A 6,787-nucleotide genomic window follows, 5' to 3' on the forward strand; every position below is an offset into this window, starting at 1 on the left:
AACAGCAATAATCGCAATACTAATCGCAAATAATAACCCTAAATTAAACCATGCATCAAAAATGCTAACATCACCAAATAGCTGACTCGACTTCGAGATCACGCGCGATGGTATCTTGGTATATAAGAACCCCAACGCCACAGGGATAATGATCGCAGCAGCTAATAAAAAGGCAATACTTGAAGCGTTATGTTTATGTAAGGTTTTATTGCGCGCACCGACCAATGACCTAGCTGTTGAACGCCATACAAATGTCATATAAATAAGTAAAAATAACGATAATATCGGTGTAATGATAGCGCCAGCATCACCGACTAAACCTGAATTTGATACAAAATATGCCACAGTAAAGACCACTATTGCCATTAGTGAGGATACCACCAGTCCAGCCAGCTCTTGCACTAGATTACGAAGTTGGTAAGGCATAAAAATAAGCTTTGGAAATACCGAGTGAATAAAGCGCGCTAACCAACCAATCGGCTCGACGAAAGTGGTATTTTTACGTCCCATAAGCATAGATTCAAGATCATTTTCGCTATATGCAGTTGCTGACTTTTCTGCTTTGGCATTTTCTTGTTCACTGCGATTACGATTATAAGCCAACGATGTCGGTACAGAACGGCCAACAAAATACTTAAATAGTTGAAATAAGCCAACGCCCATGTGGCGTAAACCCCAAGTTAGCAGCATTAAACCCAGAATGGCATCGACCCAAGCTGAAACCATATCAACTTTAAGGCTATCAGCAACACCTAATAAAGAAATAACACCTAAGATACAAATTGCAGTCCCTGCTATCGATTTAACCAAACCTTCTGTTTTAAAAGGATTTTTAATCCCTAGGGTGTTAGCACCGAAATCATATGCCATTTACTTTATCCTTTTTTCTATGCTGCTTACATGCGGTTTAAATTACAACTAAGCTATTGATTATACTAACTTTTATTTTTCATTGTAAATAATAAAAAGAACAATCGATAAAATAGAATAAATGAGTACAAAACCAACAATACCCAGTTATAGATATCTACAAATACAACAAAAAAGCCAATTTAGGTCATCCCAAATTGGCTTTAACATTTTATTTTTAGTTAACTAAACAGAAAGCGGTTAGCCCATGCTATAACCATAAGGTGCTTGAATACCAAGTGGAATACCAAGCGCCCAATAACCAAGTAAGAACAAGGTCCAAGCGATTAGCATCGCAATCGAGTAAGGCATCATTAATGCGGCTAAAGTACCAATGCCAGAACTCTTCATATAGCGTTGTGTGTAAACGACCACTAACGGGAAGAACACCATTAATGGCGAGATAATATTAGACACAGAATCACCAACACGGTAAGCCGCTTGGGTTAATTCAGGAGAGATACCCACAGCCATTAGCATCGGCACAAGTACTGGACCGATTAATGCCCACTTTGCTGAAGCTGAACCGACTAATAAGTTAACAAATGCCGTCAATAAGATCATACCAACAATGGTTACTTGTCCTGGCATATCCATTGATTTCAATAAGTCAGCACCTGATAAAGCAAGTAATGTACCTAAATTTGATTGGCTAAATGCAGATAAAAATTGTGCACAGAAGAAGGCCATCACGATATAACCGCCCATCGTCCCCATAGTTGCAGCCATGGCTTTAATGACGTCATCACCTGATTTAAACGAACCCGAAATACGACCGTAAACAATACCTGGAATAATAAACAGCACAAAAATAAGCGGTACAATTGATTGCATAATCGGCGCAGAAAATGACGTTAGTTCACCTTCAGGAGAACGCAGTGGCGAGGCTTCAGGGTAAAGCACTGCAACTAAGGTAACAATACCCGCAACCATGGTCCAACCCGCATAGCTAAATGCTTTTGATTCTGAAGCTGATAATAAGGCTAAATTAGGCGCGTCTTCGGCATCTTCATCCACAGGTGTTGCCGCTAAACGTGGTTCAATGATTTTCTCAGTTACATACCAACCAACGCACACCACGAGGATTGACGATAAGCCAGTAAAGAAAATGTTTGCCAATGGATTCACAATATAAGTCGGGTCTAATACTTGCGCGGCAGATTGCGTGAAACCAGCTAATAATGGATCGATACCAGAAGGAATAAAATTAGCAGAGAAACCACCAGATACCCCGGCGAATGCAGCCGCAATACCCGCTAACGGATGACGACCCGCAGCATGGAAGATCACGCCGCCCATTGGGATCACTAACACATAACCGGCATCAGCAGCAGTATGTGAAATAATCGCCACTAGAATCAACATCGGTGTTAATAATTTCGCCGGTGTAAAATTCAGCATTTTCTTTAGGCCAGTATTAATAAAGCCTGACGCTTCAGCAACACCCAACCCCAACATAGAAACAAGTACAATGCCTAACGGCGCAAAACTAGTAAATGTGGTCACCATATTAGCGAGGAAAGAGGCCAGTGACTGCCCGGTGAGTAAATTATTAATCTCAATCGCCTGACCCGTAATTGGGTGGATCATGCCAAAATCAAACTGTGAGAATAACGCAGATAATAGCCAAACGATGACAAGACCCCAAAAGAACAAAATTGCAGGATCTGGAATTTTATTACCCGCTCGCTCAATTAAATTCAAAAATTTATCCATTGCACCCGTAGGTTTACCTGGTGTATTTGCCACCGATTGATTTTTCATTCCAACTCCATGTTGTTTGCTCAGTACGATTAAAAACCAAAAATAATAGCTCAATAGTGGCAATTTACAAGTACAGAATTGAGTGAGTAAATGTGCTTCAAAGCTTTAAACCATAACTAAATAGGTACCTTAGTGTTATTTGCTATATAAGAGTTATAAAACCTATCAAAGTGATATATAACCCTTTTATATTAAACACTGCAATATTTACGTTGGAAAATATGGAAGTTTAAAGCTACGTAAATTAATTTACCTTATTATTTAAACTGTACAGTTAGCCACCATAACTTAGCGTTATTTAATACAATTCAACTCATTAGTACTTAATTTCTCTATATTTAGTGAAAAATCATGTCGATTAAAAAGGTGTTTTTGTTGTAAGCATTTGTAAGCTGAGATTTAGTCTTAACGAAGGCCACAGCCAAAAAAGTGGTCATTTAACAACCATAATTCCACGTTGCGTAGCTAAATATAGCGAAAATTTGCATTATAAATCACGAACATTACCACTGCTCCTTTCATACCAATTGCAGGTAGGTTACAGACTTATAAATATGGTTATAATCCACTAGGATAAATATGTTCGAAATTTACATAAACTACCGTGTGTCAGTATACTGTCACACTTAGCAGCTAATATATTGAGGTGGCACAATGCCGAGTACACGAATATTAATCGTCGAAGATGACCATGAAATCGCAAGATTAACGGCAATGTATTTAAATAGCGAAGGTTATGATACGAAGATTATTAATGATGGTGCACTTGCCCTTGACGCCATAAATCAGTATCAACCAGCGCTCCTAATTTTAGATTTAATGCTACCCGGATTATCCGGTATTGAAATATGCACACAAGCACGGACATTTTTTAAAGAACCGATTCTTGTTCTAACTGCTTGTAACGATGAACTCAGTGAAGTTAACTTACTCCAACTCGGTGCGGATGACTATCTAACAAAGCCTGTACGCCCGCATGTTATGGCGGCACGTATTAACGCATTATTACGTCGCAGTAAAGCCCCAAAAAAACCAAATTATGACGCTATAGAACTGAAAAGACTGAAAATAGATCCAAGAAGACAGCGTGTCGAGTTTAGAGGGGAAGTCTTAGAGCTCACCGACTCTGAATATGACCTGTTGTTATTACTGACTAAAAATGTCGGGAAGATTATCTCTAGAGAAGAGTGCTGCCAGCAACTCCGCGGCATTGATCATGATTTTTCTGATCGCTCGATTGATATGCGAATTTCTGGGTTACGTAAAAAACTCAATGTTGATTGCTCTAGCAAACAGCTCATAAAGACAGTCCGTAACAAAGGTTATATGCTGCTCAATGAATAATCGTCTAACCTCACTATTTTCACATATTTATATATGCATAGTTATCGCTATCTGCGCCTGTATCTTATTGACAGTCGGATTAATGAATATGTTTGCGTATCAAAAAGATACCGAACATTTCTATAACAATACTATGCAAGTTTATCGTCAGCTCGAATCCCAGCGCAATAGTGTTTCAATGAATGCAGATGATTTTTACCAACGTGCTGAAATAGATCTATATAACTACAGCATTGAAAAAATCAGTTTATTAAAAAGCTTATCCCCTTGTCAAAACTGCGAGTATATAAAAAGTATCAACAGAGTAGATATTTATATGCAAGATAGTAATGAATACCTTGCCGTATATCGACTCAGTAACGCCATTGCCGCGATAACTATCAGTGAAGACTTTTATGATGAGCGAATTGAAAGAGGTGTTAAAGATGATGTTATTTTACTGGGTACATTTGCTTTTATGCTTGTTCTTATCGCCCTGAATTTATACCGCCCGATTCGTAAGCTGCAGATACAAATAAATCATTTAGTTGAAATAAATCATACCTTTGGTAAAGGTGATTTAAATGCACGTGTCGACCTTAGTACGACGCCTTTGCTGCATGATTTATCCATTAGTTTTAACGCGATGGCAGAAGCGATTACCGAACGTGTCGATGAAGGCGAAATTTTTGCACAAGCCTTACCGCATGAAGTAAGAACGCCGCTGAGCCGGATACAGTTAGCAGTGGGGTTATTAAAAAAAGATCTCAAACAACAAAAATACACCGAGTTGCTCGATAACATTGATGATTATGTTGATGATATGGTTGAGCTATCAGAGCAGATAACCACTTTTTCGCGTGTTAGCTCTAAACATTCTCATTATAATGATGACGACCAACAAGTCATCTTAAGTGAATTTATTCAATCTCGAATCGCATTGTATCAAACGCATAGTGATATCCAAGTAGAGTATCGCATAAAAGACGACATCGTTATCCATAGCAGTCCCATGTGTTTACGCTTAGCATTTGATAACTTATTAAAAAATATGTTAAATCATGCTGAATCAAGCGTTCGGGTCAGCATTGCTCAACTTGCCGACACCATCTCAATTACAGTAGAAGATGACGGTCCTGGTATTTCGCCCGAAAATTATCATCAGATTTTTATCCCCTTTGCGCGCTTGGATAAAAGCCGTAATCGTAAAACAGGAGGTTTAGGACTCGGCTTATCAATCGCAAAAAGTGCCTCAAAACGCTTAGCAGGTCAAATTGTCGTTTCAGCAAGTCAACTCGGCGGCGCTAAATTTGAACTGATTATTCCAATGCATATAAATCGCGACAACCAATACTAAACCATTAATTAGCGCAACGACGTAATAATCCGTCTACCGACTTTTTCGGCGTTTTTATGATTTTTTGCACTAAATTAAAAGGAATACTGACCAGTTGAGTACGTACTTTTATTTCATCTAACATCACTAACCAAAGTTTAGTGGTCATTTCTGAATCAAATAAAGCACGGTGAAATCCCCCCTCTGACGGTATATTGGTATATTTAATTAATTCACCCAATTTGTGACTCGGTGCATCTTGTAAAATACGTCTTGCCACCAGCAATGAGCAACTGAATTCACCATCATAATCTCGGCCAATGCGTGCAAGCTCCGCATCTAAAAAACGTTTATCAAATGATGCATTATGGGCAACTAAATTGTAACCTTGAATAAAATCGGCAAAACGATGCATGACTTCTTCACAAGACGCGGCATCTTCTAACATGTCATTAGAAATACCAGTGTAATCGGCAATAAAGCGGCTTACACGACGGCCTGGATACATGAGTTCTTGAAAACGTTCAGTGATTTCACCATTTTCAATCTTTACCGCACCAATCTCAATCGCCCGATCACCCATATCAGGGGATAACCCCGTGGTCTCGAAATCCAATATAATAAGGGTATCAGCGTTAACTTTCATTGCTAGTTTCTCTCTCTGGGGTATTTATAACCTGGCCGACAAGTATAAAACAGTATGCTCACACAAGCGATCTATGTCTACACTAGGGGTAATCGCTGTTTTATAAGAGGGAACTGTATGCCAATAAAACCTCTAGGTTGTAGTCCATTGTATCGCGCTGCAACACTGACCAAACTTGCCGCCGATTGTAAGTCAACCAAGCATCTGCAACCACTCGATGAAATCATCGGACAAGATCGCGCACAACAAGCGGTTGAGTTTGCCATGTCGATAAAAGAAAAAGGCTATAACATCTACGCACTCGGTCACAATGGTCTAGGCAAACGCACGATGGTATTACGCTATCTTAATCGTCACGAACCGAGCAGTAATAGTCAGGCTATTTATGACTGGTGTTATACGGTTAATTTTGATAAATCTCGTCACCCAAAAGTATTAAAACTACCAGCAGCCACCGCTCATCAATTTAAGAAAGATGTCGAAAGCCTTATCCATCGTTTAGTTAAAGCCTTACCTATGGCTTTTGATAACGAGCTCTACTTTGCGCGAGCAGATAAACTAAAAAGCCGACTAGAGAGCAAACAAGAAGCCATTTTAGAAGATCTGACTAAATCCGCTAAACAACACAGTATTAGCTTAACATTAACCGCACAAGGTGATTACCAACTCGTCGCCATGAACAACAAAAATGAAGCTTATTCAGAAACCGATTTTGAAACATTAAGTGACAGTGAAAAAAAACGATTTGAAACTAAAATTACTGAATTAGAAATAAAGCTACGTGGCATTATCCGCCAATTAACCATTTG

5 protein-coding genes and 1 pseudogene are annotated in these 6,787 nt (G+C 39.0%); 3 read left to right on the plus strand and 3 right to left on the minus strand.

Going from position 1 to position 6,787, the window contains the following annotated elements; all coding sequences use genetic code 11:
• A pseudogene (locus tag QNK26_RS07885) lies at window positions 1-870 on the minus strand (hypothetical protein); the annotation flags it as partial.
• Between the two features lie 240 nt (window positions 871-1,110).
• The gene (locus QNK26_RS07890; RefSeq protein ID WP_319222047.1) at window positions 1,111-2,673 is read right to left on the minus strand and encodes an AbgT family transporter; all 1,563 of its coding nucleotides are present in this window, start codon (window positions 2,671-2,673) and stop codon (window positions 1,111-1,113) included.
• A 654-nt stretch (window positions 2,674-3,327) separates the two neighbouring features.
• Here QNK26_RS07890 and QNK26_RS07895 point away from each other — a divergent pair.
• A complete protein-coding gene (locus tag QNK26_RS07895) occupies window positions 3,328-4,017 on the plus strand; it encodes a response regulator transcription factor (protein ID WP_319222049.1) in 690 nt (229 codons plus the stop codon).
• Window positions 4,018-4,105: 88 nt separating this feature from the next.
• A complete protein-coding gene (locus QNK26_RS07900) occupies window positions 4,106-5,353 on the plus strand; it encodes an ATP-binding protein (protein WP_319222051.1) in 1,248 nt (415 codons plus the stop codon).
• 4 nt (window positions 5,354-5,357) lie between these two features.
• Here QNK26_RS07900 and QNK26_RS07905 read toward each other — a convergent pair whose 3' ends face one another.
• Window positions 5,358-5,978, minus strand: coding sequence for a 3'-5' exonuclease (locus QNK26_RS07905; RefSeq protein ID WP_319222052.1), 621 nt, complete (start codon window positions 5,976-5,978; stop codon window positions 5,358-5,360).
• A 117-nt stretch (window positions 5,979-6,095) separates the two neighbouring features.
• Here QNK26_RS07905 and QNK26_RS07910 point away from each other — a divergent pair.
• A partial coding sequence (locus QNK26_RS07910; protein WP_319222054.1) for a Lon-like protease helical domain-containing protein occupies window positions 6,096-6,787 on the plus strand: 692 nt, incomplete at its 3' end.

It is taken from the genome of Moritella sp. (genome assembly GCF_033791185.1).
Lineage (GTDB): Bacteria > Pseudomonadota > Gammaproteobacteria > Enterobacterales > Moritellaceae > Moritella.

What these genes read in the sequence shown, in the direction of transcription:
- QNK26_RS07900 (WP_319222051.1), top strand. Translation starts at nt 4,106, where the DNA reads ATGTTTGCGTATCAAAAAGATACCGAACATTTCTATAACAATACTATG.
- QNK26_RS07895 (WP_319222049.1), top strand. Translation starts at nt 3,328, where the DNA reads ATGCCGAGTACACGAATATTAATCGTCGAAGATGACCATGAAATCGCA.
- QNK26_RS07890 (WP_319222047.1), bottom strand. Translation starts at nt 2,673, where the DNA reads ATGAAAAATCAATCGGTGGCAAATACACCAGGTAAACCTACGGGTGCA.
- QNK26_RS07905 (WP_319222052.1), bottom strand. Translation starts at nt 5,978, where the DNA reads ATGAAAGTTAACGCTGATACCCTTATTATATTGGATTTCGAGACCACG.